The sequence below is a fragment of the Draconibacterium sediminis genome (genome assembly GCF_000949475.1).
GTDB lineage: Bacteria > Bacteroidota > Bacteroidia > Bacteroidales > Prolixibacteraceae > Draconibacterium > Draconibacterium sediminis.
The window spans coordinates 1891975-1909244 of sequence record NZ_JRHC01000001.1 but is presented as its reverse complement, the minus strand read 5'-3'; the positions used below and the strand labels follow the sequence as shown (position 1 = coordinate 1909244).

Sequence of the window (17270 nt, the reverse complement as noted above, 5' to 3'; positions counted from 1 at the left end):
GCCATCTCAAAAACTTGTTTTGAAATGGCCTCCCTGTCTTTATAAATGACTATTTCTAGTTTGGATTTTGCTCTAACAATGGATTTGCGTTCATTTCATCCAATGGAATAGGAGCAATAATTCTGTTATTATCCCAATTTACAATTCCTTTAATAAGATGTGGACCTAAGTAATTACGATACATGTTTCTTTTGTTTCTGAATACATCAACGGAACGATTAAACTCCCAGGCTAGTTCAAGAAAACGTTCCGTGAGAACAACATCCAATATGTCTGCGCCATTTGGTGTTTCTCCATCAGCAACCGGATTCCCTGGATTCGATGGATACACTGCGCTGTAATCAGAAATTGAATTATAGGTAGCTGCATGTGCTCTCGTTCGAATAGTATTTACATCATCCAATGCTTTTTGAATCGCTGAGCCATCTCCAAATAATCCTTTTTTTGCATATGCTTCAGCCCTGTTTAAATAAACCTCTGCAGAACGTTGATAAACGATATCAGCCAAAAATGGATCTCCTCCCATATATGAGAATTTATTAATGTTATACTGTACGTAACCTTTATGATTAAATATCATATCATTACCATTCTCATCAACTTTTACATTTCCGTTTTCATCTAATTGATATCGGGGTTCCACAAAATTTGTTCTAAGATCGTTATTATCCGAAGCCAAAATATCACGATAATACTCTGATGCACAGTACTGTCCGAAGCCTAATCCTTCATATGTTTGCATAAACATTTTTCCACGTGCAATAATCCCTGCATCAGATGCAAGAACACCTAAGGCAAAAACTGTTTCGCTCTCCTCTTTAGCTCTAGAGAAATAATGATTAACTGGCGTTCCAACCGGCATATTTTTAGGACGAATTTCTGACGATCCAAAATAGGAGGAGGTTGAAGTAAGTGGGAATTTCCCCGAGTTTATCACTTTATCTGCATAAGAAATTGCCAAATCAGCGTAATTTACTGTTGATGCATCGGTAGGATCCGTCATCCAGGTATAAACCCGAGATAAAAGTGCCCATGCAGCTTCCTTTGAAGGTCGGGTTCGCATGGTTACCTCTGGTAATAATTCGGCTGCCATTTCCAAATCAGAAATAATTTGGGCATAAACTTCTCCTACTGTCGCTCTTTCCTGTACATCAGCATCAGGATCTAACCTAAGCGGAACGGACAAGTAATCTGTTCCGTGTGTATATGGTCGTCCGTAAGTACGTGTAAGTGACAAATACCAAAGTGCTCTTAGATAATAATTCTCACCAACCAAGGCTTTTAGTTCAGCATCCGTTCCATCAACATCCGAAATGATTTTATTACAAACGGCAATATTTTTATAATGCGCTGCCCAATTAGCCAGATTGAAACCTCCATCAAGTAATCTTGATTCGGGATTGTACTGATTAAAACTGGTTAAATCATTGTAGGAGTTTGTGATATAAATATCATCCCCCTGAAGGTTAACCATATCGATAACTCTTGGCATATTATACTGCCAACTTCTTTTCCCACGTATTACTATATTTTTTTTGAAAGTATCGTATTGGCCAACCGTAGCCTGCTCAATTCCCTTTACAGAACTAAACGCCTGAATAGAAGAAACAGAATCACTGGGTAGTTGCTCCAGCTCGCAGCTGAACAATAATGGCAGTAGGATTATTAAATATATATAATTTATTTTTTTCATTTTTTCAATATTTACTATTTATAAAATAATGAATGAAATTTTCTCTAATCATTATAAATTCCATATAAACAAGAATTATAATGTAGTGTAAATTTTTTATAGTGTTAAATCTATTCCAAATACAACTTTTGATGGCAAAGGTCTTGAGTTTCGTGTAGGCGCATCAGCATCAAATCCCGTTAATTCAGGTGAGATACCACTTGATTTGTGCCAAACTTTTAAATTTTCGCCTCTTGCAAAAACCTTCAATGCTCCAAGTCCTAAACGTTGAGTAACATTTTTATTAAATGAATATCCTAATGAAAGTGAAGCCAGTTTGAGATAATTACCATTTTCCCAATATTTTGATGAATATTGAGAGCTTCTTAAATCTCCCTGATAAACCCATGGTGTTCTTGATGAAACATCACCTGGCTTTTCCCATCTGTCCTCCTGCCCGTAAACAACCATTTCCGGGCGAAATAAATACTGTCCATCATTATCGTATGCATTATCACGAATTATAGTAAAATCGCCAAAAGCATAGGAGAATACCGTTTCAAGACTTAATCCTTTATATTCAAATACGTTAGTAAATCCACCCATAAAATCAGGCATACCTTTGGCTGTTAACCATAATGCTTCTTCTCTATTGTCAGTTAAAACTGGCGAGCCATCATTGTTATACCCAGAAACCCAGCGTGCACCGCCCGTTTGTGGATCAGCACCGTACCACTCAGCTGCATAAAACATGCTACGATTACCACCTACCTGTAAAATTTTATTTGAGAATAGGTCTGAACCAAGATATACAATGCTGTTATCCAATAATCCATCTTCGTCAGCATCAATTGCTTCGCCCGGTAATTCTTTAACTTCATCCTGGCTATAACCAATCTGCAAGTTTACATTCCAATTAAAATCCGGTGTTTTAACTGCAGCAATATCCAGAGCTAACTCATAACCCCAATTGTCCAAGCGGCCAATGTTACGCCACTGTTCAGAATAGCCAAACTCAGCAGGTAGAGGCACGCGGAACAACAAATCTGAATTTTTTGAATAGTAATAATCAAGAGTCATACTTATTCTGTTATCTAAAACAGATGCATCTACCCCCAAGTTGAAAGTACGCGCAACTTCCCATGTTAAATCAGGATTTCCAATCGATAGTGCAGATAAAGCATTTTCACCCATGTATGAAGCATCAAGTGTAAAAGTATTTAAATGCACATAGTCATCAAGGCTGGCATTACCTGTTAAACCGTAGCTTGAGCGAAGCTTTAATGAATTGAATAGTCCCAAATCATTTATAAAGTCTTCGTTACTCAACATCCAGCTACCTGCCACCGACCAGAACTGGCCATAACGGTTATTGGCTCCAAAACGTGATGATCCATCAACTCGGTAAGAACCGGTAAAGAAATACTTCGATTGATAGTTATAGTCTACTTGCGAGAAGAATGAATTATAGGTTGTTGTTCTGTTGTTTCCTGATACTGATTGAGGAACTGCAGCAACGTCAAGAATTGTTGATTCGCCTGAATATCCTGCTCCATGTGCCTCAAAATATTTATGGGTAATTTCATTAAACTCTCCACCAATTATTCCTGACAATGCATGTTCTCCGTACGATTTGTATAAACGTAAAATAGCATTAGTTAAAATATCACTGTTACGTGTTAAATTATTTCGAACCTCTCCTCCAATATCGGTTGATTGTGCCCCGTCTGCATCATAACGCTCCAGTACTGAAGACATGTAATTAATTCTGGTGGATGCAGAGACCGACATCCACTCGGTAGGATTGTAATCAAGTTTTAACGATGGATTAAGTGTTAACGTTCCGCGCTCATTATAACTACCAAGTTCTTCGGGTAAAGCGAAGTTTATTCGCTCCTGAGTGTAATAGTTATTTCTCACCCAGTCCTGTGGTCTAACGTTGCCATCCTCATCATACGGAGTATCAAATGGCACATTAAATACCGTGAACGATGTTGTATTCTGATTTTTCACAAATGAAGAAAAGGTATTTAACTGAATTGAAAGTTTATCTGACAACTTGTGAGACAAGTTTAAAGTAGCACTCCCTCGGTCGTAAACATCGCTTCTTAAAATTCCATCTTCGTGATTGTAGTTACCACTTAAATAAAATGTTGTTTTTTCGTTACCTCCTGATAATGAAATATTATTAGTAGTAACAAATCCCTGGTCATACATAAATCCCATCCAGTCGTAATTCACATTACGAACCTCGGAGGGGAAAAGTGCAAGGAACTCGCTTTCGGTTTTTCCTCCTAAGGCAAATCCACGTCTAATTAGATCATAGAATTCAGGTCCATCCATGAATTCCAGATTTCCCCAGTTTGGCTTTACAATTCCGGTTGTTGATGAAATACGAACTTTTGTATCTCCTGCCTTACCTCTCTTTGTAGTTACAACAATTACACCACCAGCCGCCCTGGAACCATATAAACCTGTTGCACCTGCATCTTTCAACACGGTTATATCGGCAACATCCTGAGGATCGAATGACCCACCAATAATACCATCAACAACCCACAGCGGCGAGCTGCTTGCAGAAATGGAACCTGACCCCCGAATTCGCATTTGAGGCGAACCGCCAACACTTTGTTGATCGGACATCACTTGTAAACCTGCTACTTTACCTTGTAACATTGTTGCTACATCATGACTTGTTGATGTTTGTAGTTTCTCACTTGAAACATTTACAACTGCACTTGAAATTTCGGTTTTCTTTTTAGATGAATAACCAACTGCTATAACCTCCTCTAGTCCAATTGCATCTGTTTCAAGGGATACATTTATAGTCGATTCTTGTCCAACCAGTACTTCTTTAGACACAAATCCTACAAATGAAAAAACCAATGTTTCACCTTCATTCACATTGATTGAATAGGAACCGTCCATTCCGGAAATCGTTCCCGAAGTCGTTCCCTTTATTACAATGTTTACCCCCGGTATTGGTGAAACACCATCAGATTCAGTTACCATTCCTGTTATAGCTTGTTGTGCATAGCCAAAACAAGGAAGCATAAAAAGAAAAAGTAATACTTTCCAATTTAAATTTTTCATAAGCTCTTTTATTAATTTAGATTAGCTGACCCATATTCATTGTCTTTTGGTCAAATATCAAAATCAAATGTAGCCCCACAATACAGAACAGACTATTTCAATTGTACATTTAATTAGCCCATTTCTTCACACGCTCAATAAGCGCTTATTATCAACACCATAACAAGGCAAAATTCATAAAAAATAATTATCCAAAACAACACTGCTTCATACCTCTAACCATATGCATACTTAAATCATATTACTACTTTCAGCATTGAAAATATAAGCATGTTATCTCTGATCGTAATTCATTTTCAAACCTATGCACATAGGAGTAATAATATTGATGAAATATTTTATAAAATACGACCCTGTACTACAATGTTTTTTCGCCTGTTTTCTCGTATTTTTTTAAGAATTCTGATGGTGTCATTCCAAATTCAGTTTTAAAAGCTTTCGAGAAATAACTGGTTGATTGGATGCCAACCCGATAAACTACTTCTGAAATTGTCACACCTTCGGTTAAAAGTATCTTTGCTGCCAACTTGAGACGTTGACTACGTATAAATTCAAGAGGAGAACTTCCGGTTACTCCCTTTATTTTCTGATATAATTTTGTTCGGCTTATACCCAATTCCGGCACCAAATCTTCTACAGTAAATTCCGGATTTTCAATATTCTCTTCAATAATCCCCATCAGTTTATCAAAAAATTCTTTGTCCTTTGCATTGCGTATAATCTCGCGGGTATTCGAGAAGATATTTTTTGAGTACCGTTCTTTTAAAACGCGATGATGTTCAAGAATTCTTGTCACATTTGCCTCAAGCAGTTTTAAACTGAATGGTTTTGAGATAAAACTATCCGCACCACTTTCAGCACCCGCAATTTGATTATCAATTGATGATTTGGCCGTTAGCAAAATAATTGGAATATGACTGGTATTCAAATCATCACGTATCAGACGGCACATTTCTACACCATCCATTTTCGGCATCATTACATCGGATATTATCAAGTCTGGCACTTTTTCTTTTGCCGTATACAAGCCAACCTGCCCATTTTCTGCGCCAAAAACATTGTACTGTGTTTTAAAGTGCTGAATCAGCATATTCCGTAATTCCGAGTTATCTTCAACAAATAACAAAACATTTTTGTCCTTGGATTCATCTTTACCAGTTATTAAGTCGAATTCCTCCCCATCGTCATGCAATGCTTCATTATCTACAATTATTGAATTTGTCTTCAAAACATGTGCATCTCCACAAGGAAATCCAACAATAAATTGAGCTCCTTTATTACGCTCCGAGGAAACGAAAACACACCCCTGCATCAACAATATAAAACTTTTAACCAGTGCCAAACCAATTCCAGATCCCAAATGGTTATTATGGTCGATGTTTTCGTGAAAATAACGGTCAAAAATTGCATTAATCGATTTTGAGGATATCCCAACCCCTGTATCTTCAACCTCAACAAAAACATATTTTTCGCACTGACAATCTCCAACTTCCGAATAATTATTTGCAAATTTAAAATCTAGATTATCAATATTGCCACTATATGTTCTTACATCAACATTGCCATTTTCAGGAGTAAATTTTAAAGCATTTGAAAACAGGTTGGTAATTACCTTTTGAGCCTTGTCTCTATCCACTAAAATATTAGGACAGGAATTGGAATTATAAGACAAAGCTATTCCTTTATTCGCGGCGAGAGAACTAAATTGTTTAAATACATCATCTACCAACGAATTTAAGTCAGTTGTCTGTAGTTTCAGTGAATGTTTATTTAGCTCAGCTTTTCGAAAATCCATTAATTCATTTATCAAACGACTTAAACGTTGTGTATTATTAAAAACCAAACGATATAATTCCTTACGTTCTCCTTGCGGCTTTTCTTCGTCATATAGCTTTTCAAGAGGAGAATGAATTAAAGTTAAGGGTGTTTTAAATTCGTGTGAAATATTAGTAAAAAACTGCAATTTGTGCTGATGAAGTTCTTCTCGTTTTTGTTCTTCTGCTTCCATTACCCTAAGATTGTGTTTCATATACATCAGTCGCCGGGCATACAACAGAATTGCTATAAATATTAGGCTTCCCAGAAGAAAATAGGCAATAATTGCAATACCAGTTAAATACCATGGAGCTTTAATAACTATTTCCAATTCAACAATATTCCCCTTATCACCCTCTTCTTTTCCTGCTCCAATTACCTGAAAAATATAACTACCGTAAGATAGGTTTGAATATTTTGCCTCCATTGAAAAGTCGTTATCGGCTTGCCATTCGTCTTGTACCGGTATCAAACGATGACGGATACATTCCTTTCCCTGGCTCAAAAAGTGCAAATTCCCGTATTGAATTGAAAAATCGTTCTCATCGTGTTTTAATACCACTCTATCGGTTAAGGCTAGCTCTCTTTCAAGTATTCTGCGCCCGTTTATCGAATCACCTACAACTACCTCTTTGTTGTTAACTTTAAGCTTTATCAACTTTACGTTGCAGGATAGTTCCATTCGGTTTATTTCCTTTGGATCAAAATAGGTTAATCCATTAATACCTCCCATATAAACGGTACCCTTTTGTGACAAAAATGAGGAACCAATTTTAAATCCATTACCATGTAAACCATCGTCTTCATCAAAATATTGATAGTTTTTTGTTTTTGGATTCAACCTTACCAAACCACGACTACCAACCCAAATGTTACCATTATTATCTTTTTCCAGAACTTCTACATCCATTGTATTCATTACTTTAAACAAGAAGTTTTCGGCTGAATAGGTTCCAATAGTACCAATTACCTTACTTTTCAGGTTAAGAAGATGCAAGCCTCCGCCCAATGTGCCTATCCAAAGTGTTGAATCATTTTCAACAACCAATGGCCAAACATATTCACTTCTTAAGGATGAATCCGAGTCATTTGCTTTGTAATGTACAATACGCTCAACATTTCTGTTGTTATCCAGGTATATTCGATTTAATCCTCTATTTGAAGATGCATAAAGTTGATTTCGATCATTGTTAAAAGCCAGGAACACAATGGAATTAGAAGTTAGCAGAGGAGAATCTGTTGCATTAAGTTTTTTTACACTGATTTGATAGTTTTCATCTACTTTTATCCTGTTCAGGCCACTTTCCCACATTGCTGCCCAAATATTGTTTAAGTCATCTATTTTAACGGAAAATATCGGCCCCTGAGAAATAGAACCTACATCTTCAGGATCAGACATATACTCGTACACATATCTGGTTTTTAAATCAATAAGCGCTAAACCTTTTGTGCATCCTATTGCTATAAATTTATTTCCAACATCTATACTTCGTACATCATCGAACAGCGTTTCTTGCCCGGCTCCATTCGCTGAACGAAATGGGGTAGTCACACCTGTTTGAGGATTAAACATATCAAGCCCGCCACCTTTATATCCGATCCAAACATTACCTTGTTTATCTTCAGCAATACAGCGTACAAAGTCGTTTGAAAGATTATATTTCTGGCGATCAGGATTCTGATTCAAAACATTGAATTTATATTGCCCAAGATTTAATATATTGGCACCACTTCCCCACGTTCCAATCCATAAACAATTATTGTTATCCATATAAAGAGATGATATATGATCCCCTGAGATTGAATGAGCATCATACTTGGAATGACGCAACAGATCTACGGAAGTTTTCTTCGACAAAAGGTCAGAAAGCAACAACACTCCCTTGGTTGTTGAGCACCATAAATTCATTTCCCGATCAACCTTTAATGCAAATAAATCAATCGTACTAATTTTGTATTCCTTTTCAATCAAGGCACATACGTCAATAGATTTAATAAGCGAGCCTACCGAAAAATTGGATTGGAGTAGATAGATATGTAATAAATGCCCGTGTGAAACATATAACATGTTTCCCTGTCGTGTTATGCTATGTGCAATTTCGGTGGTAAGATTATCATTCGATAGTGGTATTTTTTTAATATGGTAAAGGTTCTCTGCTTTTTCGAGCTCATAAAATCCTTTACTGGTACTTAACCAGATAACCTTATCATCAACACCTGTTATTTCTCCTAAGATTAAGTGTTCAAATTCTTTTGGAATTTTTTTTACAAATTCATCTATTGAAACAACTTCCAATGTCGAGTTCTGGATCGAAAAAACTCCTTTAAAAAGTTTATTATCTGAAGTAAACCAAAGTGTTGAATCATGAGTATAAATCGATTTAATATTCCCGAGATTCAACTGTTTTTTATTCCCATCAACTACATTCAGGTTACTAAATTTCAAATATTCGGTACTAAAAAGATGAATGCCTTTTTGAGTCCCAACCCACAAATAATTTCCTTGAGTTTTTAATACATTTATGCGGTTCAGATAAACCCTTTCCGGATTATTTGGTTCGTTAATAAACTGTTTAATTTCGTATCCATCGTAACGGTTAAGTCCGTTATAAGTGCCTATCCACATATATCCAACTTCATCCTGAGCAAAACAGGTTGCATCAGTATGAGAGAGGCCATTATTAAGATCGAGATGTTTAAAACGTTTAAGATTCTGAGCATATAAATGACTTACCAGAAAAAGTGAAACCAAAAATATGAAAGAAACCTTATTCATCGCCTCAAAGAGTTTGAATTAAAATAAGAAGTATCCCATGTGGGATACTTCTCTCAATAACTAACCAAACTAAAACCTAAATAAACGAACTCCATGGGCATTTACCTTAAGTTCGTTATGAAAAACTATTCTATTTTTACTCCACAAGTCTACACCACTTTCAGTTTTTTTTATCCCAAAATCATCTACATCCAACCTGTAAGTTATATCTACATCTGAAATATTAAATACAGCCAGGTATTTTGCGTCCAGAAGTGTTGACTCAGCTGTCCAAACCCGAACAGTATCATCGCAATAAACCTCACGGTTATTTTTTGAATACTGGTTAATTTCCAAAACATCTTTATTGCTTAATAATGCAATTGTTTCATCATTACACTGTGGCAAATTTCCACCAAACATTAATGGCGAACGAAACATACACCACAACGAAATAACGGTTTTCTGTTCATCAGCAGTAAAGTTACTAAAGCGTTGCTGACCGCCAGATTCGCCACGAGGCATATATCCGAGAGGTAGCATATCGGCATCGGGCCAGTGGCCAGGTTTTATAAAAGGAGCCCAGATTGCGCATCGGTCCATTTGCTTTTTTAGCGAACCCCATTCATCCCAAAAATCTGCAGATATACGCCATAGATTTGTATGATTTCGTAAGTGATTTATAACTGTTGTTTCCGGTCCCCCTGGGGAAATACTAAGTACCATTGGTCTTCCACAATTTTTTATTGCACTGGCAATTCCTTCAATGTCATCAATACGATATGGAGAACCTTCACCTGTTGGCGAACCATCGCTGTTGTTTACTTCGTGCCATGCATTCAAATCGTCGGCCTTAATATAGTCTACTCCCCACGAGGCATATAATTCGAAAATTGAGTTATAGTATTCCTGTGCTCCCTTATCTGCAAAATTAAGGGTTCGCAAACTATTATACCACGGACAACGTTCGCGATCGTACGAAATCTGGTCGGCAGTTAAAGCGGTACCCTTCACCTTGCACTTTTGTTCGACCGCCTGCACTGGAATACCTCGCATAATATGAATGCCAAACTTTAACCCTAAGCGGTGCACATAATCGCCCAGTGGTTTAAAGCCGGCTCCGTTAGCGGATGACGGAAATTTTTCGGGATCAGGAATGAGTCTCCCGAATTTGTCAATCAGCTGAGGTATATTCTCTTTTTTATAATTTGTATGGTCGGCTCCCGGTGCAAACCAGGCCAAATCAACCACAATATATTCCCATCCATATTTTTTAAGATGTTTGGCAACAAAATCAGCGTTTTGCTTAACTTCCTGCTCAGTTACCGTCACACTAAAACAATCCCAGCTATTCCATCCCATTGGGGGTTGAGGTGCCAAATCACTAATATTATTCATAATGTTCATTCAAAAAAATCTATCCTTATCATTCGATTATATATACAACGAAAACACCAAAACAAACACGATCATCAGCAAGAAACAGATGCCCCACCAAAGCGTAACACTGTTGTACCAATTAGTGCCCAGTCCACCTTTTAACAGGCTCATCTTTCTGAAATTGAAAGCAAGTCCGTCTCCTACATTTTCAGGAGCAGGTGGTGGAGTAATTAATCCTGAAACTGCAGCAATTAACATACTAAATCCCCACACAATTAATCCCTGATTGGCAAAGGGTTTAATAAAATTGGCAAATGGTGTATCTACCTCTGCCAATGGTCCAAGTTCCAGGTATTTTAAAATGGCAGCCAGAGCAAAACCACCAATAATGGCAAACAAAGCATCTTTACCATTAATCCGCCGCCACAACATACCGATAAGAAAAATAGCTGAAAATGGCGGAGCAATAAACGTATACATGGTTTGTATATACACAAAGATGTTTATTTTGGTTAGCGCCAGAAAAATAGCCAGTGCTATGGAAAATATGAGAATTACAGTTCCGGATATCTTACCCATTCTAATTTCTTTTCTTTCGCTTGCTTCTTTGTTTAAGTACTCTTTATAAAAGTCCATAGTAAAAATGGTTGAGGTCGAATTGAGTACTGAACTAACTGTGCTTTGAATTGCTCCAAATAAGGCTGCCAACAGAAATCCTGTTAAAAACACAGGCACTAATCTGCCAATCATCAAAATATATGTTTTATTGGCCTCTTCTCGCATAAAGTTCCAATTATTACTATGCAGAAAATCAGGATTCATTGCAAAATAGATCAATCCGGGTATAACAACTATAAAAGGTAGTAAGAGCTTCAAAAACGAAGCAAATACCATTCCCATACGTGCATGAAAGATATCTTTTGCTGCAAACACCTTTTGAATCATGTGTTGGTTTATTACCGTGTACCACAAGCCAATGTAGAAGAATGAAAACACCCAGTGAGTCCATGGCGTAACGCTGTGATTAATGGGTTGCAATACCGAAAGTCGTTTATAAGAAGCCCCCTCTGTTGCACCATTCAGGATATTTACCACATGTGTATCAAGCCATTCTTTTGTCCAGCCACTATTAGCGGTATTAATATCAACCATTTTCCTGAAGCCGGCAACAATACCTTGTCCATCGCTAATGTAAGCCAATCCGAGAATTGTTACGGTTAATCCGCCGGCAACCATTATTACTATTGTAAGTACATCCATCCAGGCCACGGATTTTAAGCCCCCCCATATGGCCCATATTCCGGCAGCGAAAGCAATTAAGGCAATTGAGAAAAACAATCCCCAGTTTGTGGCGGCACCATTGTTAATTGCTTCAACATTCAATCCAAACAACTGGTTAAATCCTAAGGCTTCTTCTACAATTAATCCTCCGCCATAAATTACGGGTGCCATAAATGCGGAAATATTTGCAATTATTGTTATTAAAGCGAAAATAAACCGAATTTGCCTATTAAATCTTTTTTCCAGAAACTCGGGAGTTGTATATACTTTCGAAGAAAGAAGAAAAGGAATGAACAACCAAATCAGAAAGGTAAAAGCAATAACTGCACTCCATTCAGGAGTTGCAACCACAATACCATAAAGTACAGCGGCACCAATCATTCCTAAAAAATGTTCGGTACTTATATTTGCGGCAATATACGAACTACCAACAACATACCAGGGTAATGATTTCCCTGCCAAAAAGTAATCAGATGCCATTTGTTTTTTACTTCTTCCTGCCAGCCAGCCAATAACACTGAGTAAAATGAAGTAAGTAAAAAAGGCAGTAAAATCGAGCCAATGCAAAGCCATATTTTCCAGATTATGAATTAGTTAATCTATTTGATCTTTAAAAAAATATCTCCATCGCGACCATTAACATTAAATACTTTGTCTGTGCTACCATCCGAGATGCGTTTGTACTCTTCGTTAAATTCAATTTTAACTGAATTATTCCCGTAATGGTTATACACCACCGTACCATTTTCAAATTCGCGTAAAGTAGCACCGTCTTCCCTGTCTATTCTCTTGCCAAGTGGTTTTCCCAGATCAGCATCCCAAAACGGGTACCAGTCGTGATAGTGGTCCGGAGTTTTCAATGGATTTGGATCAGCATACAAAGTGTAGCCATCAGAGTGTGTTAGAGTTAATGTTGTTACGGCGCGCATACGCGAGAGATCATCGCGGTTTCCCCATACCTCGCAACAATTAATTCTGGGTTCTTGTAGGTTTTCTTCAAACCATATTAAAGCATCTCTTATGTTATCCCAGGTACGTGCATTTACATCATCTTTGCTATTCAACACAAGTTCATCAACAGGTAAACTCAGGCTGTCAATAGGATTCAATTCCATAAAAGAGCCGTTTATGTACGGTTGATAATCCATACCATGGTGAATATCATCGTGAATGTTTACGATTATTAAAGCAGAGTCGCCAATGGCAGCTCGTGTTTTTTTAATGATTTCAAGATGGCCACTCCAGTCAAACATCACACCATCATATACCCCGCTTTCGATGGCAATTTTGCATTGACGCGCCACGTTTTCCTGAAAATCCTGATTATTATAATTCAACATATAAAAAGGCTCCCAGCCTCCCAGCCAACCTTTTACAATTTCCCCTTCATCGTTACGTAGCCACCAGTCACTGTTTTCAGGTAAGAAGCTCATTGGAGCATCCCGCCAGCGCACCTCAAATAAAAATATCATGTTCGGATTCAGTTCCAACATGCGTTTTCTATTCGCCAAAGCATGAGACAGACTTTCTTCAGTAAAATTAGTTGCCAATCCATGATTATCATGATCCCAAACAAGCCCTAGGGTAAGATCAACATTTTCGCCTAACTGACTTAATGGTTCTTCCCACAGCAAATCGTGTTTTGCGGCTGCCTGCAAACGTTGTTCATTGGTGGTTTGCGGATATTCGGGCATATCAATTCCATACCAAGCCTGAAATAACGAAGGATAATTACGGGATTGAATACGCGTTTTAACCGATTTTATTGTTGAATCTGTTTTACTAGAAACAGTACAAGCTGAAACTACAATTGCAACTAGTAGAAATAAATAAAAAGACTTCATCATGAATTATCAAGTTATATGGTTTATGATTTTTTTTTTGCAAATAAGTTTAAAATTGATTCATTGAGTTGGTTGTTTGTACATTCTTTAAGCCTATTTGTGCATACCAAAAAATAAGTCAGCATCAAACAATACGTTGACTTCACCGCCAGTACAAAAAATAACACCTGACTATTTTGGATCTACATCAGCAAATTGATAATTCTTGTGTGCCTCGTCCATAATCTTCGACAGTTTTTTGACCACCTCAGGATACTCTTTTGCAAGGTTCTTCTTCTCCCCAAAGTCGTTAGCCAGGTTATACAACTCTGGTTCGCTTTTTTCTGGGCTGTCAAAATTAAAACGAAGAAGCTTCCAATCTCCTTTACGCACTGCCTGTTTGGGAGCCCGATCGCCTTCGTAAAACTCCCAGTACAAATACCGCTTTTGTGAATGTCTTTTATCTTTAACAAATGCATTAATCGGTTCACCATTACATTCTTCAGGAATTTCGGCATTGATGATTTCGGCAAAAGTTGGCATTAAATCGTACATGGCAGCGGGCTTTGAAACAGTTTCTCCGGAAGCAATAATACCTGGCCAACGTGCAACAAGAGGTACCCGGATTCCACCTTCGTACAAATCGCGTTTTCGGCCACGCAGAGCTCCTGCACTTTCAAAACGTTTGGCAAATTTGGTTGGGCCATTATCGCTGGTAAAAATTACCAGGGTATTATCAGCAATTCCCAACTCGGTAAGTTTATCATTAATTTCCCCCATTTGTTTATCAAGCAAGGTAACCATTGCCGCGTAACCTTTTTCTACTGGTGTCCAGGCCGAATCGGCATAAATCCCCCAATCCGGTATTTCAAATCTCTCGTTAACAGGAGCCTCGCCATTTGAATGCGGCAACGCCGAAGCGTAGTACAAAAAGAATGGATTATCGCGATTATCTTCCACAAACTTTAATGCCTCATCAAAAATCAAATCGGCAGAATACTCCACTTTTTTTGTGGCATATGATAAAGGATAATCGATAAAATTTACATGAACAGGAGTGGTTTCATTTTTTAGCAAAATTGAATCACCATCTTTCCAAAGTACCTCCGGAAAGTAATTATGAGCATAACATTGGCAGTAATATCCAAAAAAATGATCGAATCCCTGTTTTTGAGGATCCCCGGAATTACAGGGAGCCCCCAACGACCATTTACCAAAGGCTGCGGTTTTGTATCCATTGTCCTGCAATATTTCTGCAATAGTAATTTCTTCATCAGGAATAGGCATTTGCCCCATTGGTAACACGTTCATATTGTGACGAATCCACGCTGTACCTGCATGTTCTCCGGTCATTAACCCGCAGCGAGATGGGGCACAAACCGGACTTGAGGCATAAAAATCGGTAAAACGAATACCTTGTTCTGCCATATTATCGATATTGGGTGTTTGTATCAATTTTTGACCATAGCAACCTAAATCTCCGTATCCGAGATCATCGACAAAAACCAGAATAATGTTTGGCATTTGTTGCTTTTTTTGTGATGAGCTGCCAAATGCTGCCCAGTTGTGCAAAGACAAGATAAGAATCCATGCGAGTAAAAATCTATTGCTCATTTTGTTGTTTTTTATACTGTTTTTGTTTTTCAAAATCCCAAATCAAAATTCCATGTCCAATACCAGTTGTTTCTCCAACAATTGAATACTGAAAAGCCATATATCGTCCATCATCACTTACCACCGGATTTGTTGCTTTGAATTTTAATCCTTCGTTAAAAAAGGTAAGTCGTTCCATTTCGGCCGAACCATCCAAAGAAAGTTTATACAAATCGATGTAATCCCAGGTGGTTCTTTCTCCCCGTTTAGGATGGTGTCGGGTACTTTCCACCAAAATGTGTTTTCCATCGGGGAAAATTCCCTCCGGCTCGTCGTAACGGTCTTCCCGTTGCGAATAGTTTACAATTTTTCCGGTTTGTAAATCGATGCCCATTACCTCTGCTTCGTATTCTACGGAGGGAAAATGTGCGTTAAAAATCAGTTCGTTATCAAAAGGAGGTCTGAAGTTCTGGGTTTCCAATCGCCAACCATTCAGGGGTTCCGGAAGGTTTTCAGATTTAACAAGAGTATCAATTTCAGACAATTGAGGAATACCATTTTTATATACAATATCGGCCATGTAAATATCGTCAACCGTCCAGGCTATTTTCATTTGTTTTCGCGAGCAGGTTGGCCCTTCTTTACAAAATACTCCCAGCGGTGTTGGCGGACCTGACAAATCGCGTTTTAACACCCAAAGTTCGGCATTTTCAGGGCTACGGCTTTTCCAAGGTTCAGTGGCATCGAAGGTTTTCGCCCCGGATAATAAGATATCGCCATTAGCCAGGTACAAGGCCCGAACAAATCCTTCGTGAAAAAAATGATGGGTAAGTGGCGTTAATATTCCTGTTTCTACTTCAACTTCGTATACATCGCCAAAAGTCTTTTCCAGAAAAATAAGATGTTTCCCATCGTGCGACCAATCGCAACGTTGCCCGAAAGTTGTTATTTTCTCCAGATACGGGGGCATCGGATTATAAGGTAAATTGGTATTGGGTTTCATTTGTGCATAAAGCAGGCACACTTTAAACAGCAATACAACAAGAATTATTCTTCTCATACCTCATCTATTTTAGAAATTCTTCAGCCGGAATAAATTCATAAAATTCCTTTATCTCAATATTGCGGTAGAAAATCTCCGCAGTCTCAGATTGCAGCCCAATTATACCTGATGATCTCCCCAAATCAGTTGCATAATTCACGATCTCCCCGTTCAGTTTATGAATGGCATACTTGTCGCCCATAACGATAACTTCACAGATATTCCACTCATCATCAAGTGCATGGTAGTTATCGGTTCTTTTGGCGCGATGTTCTCCCATTCTTTTCTCCATTGGTTTTCCCCCTTCTGCCGGAGGTAAGAACTCATTATTATCATTTACATACCATTGGAAATCCACACTTGACGCCCAGAAATCACCGGTATGATTCTCGTTGGTTTCGTGATTGTACCGAATTTGATATTCGATACCCTTGGGCCATATTTCCTGATCATTTACATGGTAATAACATCCTGCATCGTACTGAAACTGATGAAAATTATTGCAGATCTTTTTGCCCCACTTATATTCGAACCGGAAATGAAACATGCTGTATTCCTTATTTGTCCAAATCATTCCATGTGTATCAGATCCGGTACCAAGCTGGTATCTATCGGGCAATCCTTGAAATACATGAACCTCTCCACTATTGTTAACACCAAATACTTTTTCTTCCAGACCATTGCCACCTTTTCGAAGTTGAATGGTCCATCCATCCAGGTTTTTCCCGTTAAATAATGGAACGGAACCATTATTGGCACTACATGCCACAAATAATGCTGTTAGTACGATACCTATTTTGGTAATTATTCTCATTT

Annotated in this window: 9 protein-coding genes; all 9 read right to left on the bottom strand. The window is 37.9% G+C overall.

Annotation, left to right across the window (positions count from 1 at the left end; all coding sequences use genetic code 11):
• Positions 1 to 55: 55 nt before the first annotated feature.
• Positions 56 to 1693, bottom strand: coding sequence for a RagB/SusD family nutrient uptake outer membrane protein (locus LH29_RS07560; protein ID WP_045027356.1), 1638 nt, complete (start codon positions 1691 to 1693; stop codon positions 56 to 58).
• A 96-nt stretch (positions 1694 to 1789) separates the two neighbouring features.
• Entirely contained in the window at positions 1790 to 4765 is a 2976-nt protein-coding gene (locus tag LH29_RS07555) for a SusC/RagA family TonB-linked outer membrane protein (RefSeq protein ID WP_082063468.1), read from the bottom strand.
• A gap of 358 nt (positions 4766 to 5123) precedes the next feature.
• Positions 5124 to 9356 (bottom strand): hybrid sensor histidine kinase/response regulator transcription factor, encoded by a 4233-nt coding sequence (locus LH29_RS07550; RefSeq protein ID WP_045027350.1) that lies wholly within the window; start codon positions 9354 to 9356, stop codon positions 5124 to 5126.
• Between the two features lie 69 nt (positions 9357 to 9425).
• Positions 9426 to 10733, bottom strand: coding sequence for a glycoside hydrolase family 27 protein (locus LH29_RS07545; protein WP_045028956.1), 1308 nt, complete (start codon positions 10731 to 10733; stop codon positions 9426 to 9428).
• Between the two features lie 36 nt (positions 10734 to 10769).
• A complete protein-coding gene (locus LH29_RS07540; protein ID WP_052670669.1) occupies positions 10770 to 12569 on the bottom strand; it encodes an SLC5 family protein in 1800 nt (599 codons plus the stop codon).
• A gap of 26 nt (positions 12570 to 12595) precedes the next feature.
• The gene (locus LH29_RS07535; protein WP_045027345.1) at positions 12596 to 13843 is read right to left on the bottom strand and encodes an alpha-amylase family protein; all 1248 of its coding nucleotides are present in this window, start codon (positions 13841 to 13843) and stop codon (positions 12596 to 12598) included.
• 168 nt (positions 13844 to 14011) lie between these two features.
• Complete coding sequence (locus LH29_RS07530; RefSeq protein ID WP_045028953.1) at positions 14012 to 15433, bottom strand: arylsulfatase; 1422 nt, start codon at positions 15431 to 15433, stop codon at positions 14012 to 14014.
• Positions 15423 to 16472 carry a TolB-like translocation protein gene (locus LH29_RS07525; protein WP_045027343.1) on the bottom strand — a complete coding sequence of 350 codons (1050 nt, stop codon included), beginning with the start codon at positions 16470 to 16472 and terminating at the stop codon, positions 15423 to 15425. Before LH29_RS07525 ends, LH29_RS07530 begins: the two co-directional genes overlap by 11 nt.
• 7 nt (positions 16473 to 16479) lie before the next feature.
• Entirely contained in the window at positions 16480 to 17268 is a 789-nt protein-coding gene (locus tag LH29_RS07520; protein ID WP_045027340.1) for a 3-keto-disaccharide hydrolase, read from the bottom strand.
• Between the last annotated feature and the right edge of the window lie 2 nt (positions 17269 to 17270).